Here is a 1,215-nt window from a genome sequence, read left to right as displayed (position 1 = left end):
GCCATTCTGGAATGCCGTCCAAACACTGCTGATGACTGGTGCCGACGATGTGGTGGTCACGGGATCGTTCGCGATACCGTCGTCCGCCAGCTGGCCCACGAACCTTTCGGCCACCGACCAACCACGCTTCACATTCGCCTCCGCCGTTACAAGTGCGTCGAGTGTGGCCGCGTCTGGCGTCAAGACACCACAGCTGCGGCGCCACCACGAGCGAAGATCTCGCGAACCGGCCTCGACTGGGCGTTGCGTGCTCTCGTGATCGATCACGACACCGTGTCCGTCATCGCTGCGAAACTCGCCGTGTCCTGGCACACCGCGAACTCCGCCGTCCTCGCCGAAGGTCAGCGGTTGTTGATCAACGACCCGACCCGTTTCGACGGGGTCAGCGTCATTGGTGTCGACGAGCATGTATGGCGGCACACCCGGCGTGGTGACAAGTACGTCACCGTCATCATCGACCTCACCCCGATCAGCGAGGGAACAGGCTCGGCACGTCTGCTCGACATGGTGGCTGGCCGTTCGAAGCAGGTGTTCAAACAATGGTTGAAAGACCGACCGAAAGAATGGCGTGAGGGCATCGACGTCGTCGCGATGGACGGATTCTCCGGCTTCAAAACAGCCTCAGCTGAGGAGCTGCCCGACGCTGTCGAAGTCATGGACCCCTTCCACGTCGTCAAACTCGCCGGTGATGCCCTCGACGAGGTACGTCGCCGAGTTCAGCAGGAGACAACCGGCCATCGCGGACGAGCAAAGGACCCGTTGTACCGGGCAAGAAGAACTCTTCACACGGGCAGCAGCTTACTCACGACCAAGCAGCAGGAAAGAATCGCGAACCTCTTCGCTGACCCGAACTTCACCGAAGTCGAAGTCACCTGGGCCGTCTACCAAGACATTGTCAGCGCTTACCGAACCGCGGACCGCAAAGAGGGCAAGAGACTCTTGCAAACGGTCATCGACGCCCTGACAACGAATCTGCCACCCGAACTTGTCGAGCTCAAACGGTTAGGACGAACGTTGAAGCGTCGAGCTGCTGATGTGCTCGCATTCTTCACCCGACCGGGAACGTCGAACGGTCCCACTGAAGCGATCAACGGCAGACTCGAGCATCTACGCGGGTCCGCGCTGGGATTCCGCAACCTCACGCATTACATCGCGAGGTGTCTGCTCGAGTCCGGTGGCTTCAGACCGGTTCTACACTCTCAATTACGATGAGCC

At 60.2% G+C, this 1,215-nt stretch carries 1 protein-coding gene; it reads left to right on the top strand.

Annotation, left to right across the window (positions count from 1 at the left end; genetic code table 11):
• Window positions 1–1,212, top strand: a 1,212-nt coding sequence (locus tag EB836_RS18000; protein ID WP_135542818.1) for an ISL3 family transposase, incomplete at its 5' end; no start/stop codon positions are given.
• Between the last annotated feature and the right edge of the window lie 3 nt (window positions 1,213–1,215).

Origin of the sequence: Brevibacterium sp. S111, assembly GCF_004745075.1 — a bacterium.
Classification (GTDB): Bacteria; Actinomycetota; Actinomycetes; order Actinomycetales; family Brevibacteriaceae; genus Brevibacterium.
Note: the sequence above shows the minus strand (reverse complement) of the source record. Positions and strands in the feature narration are given on the sequence as shown.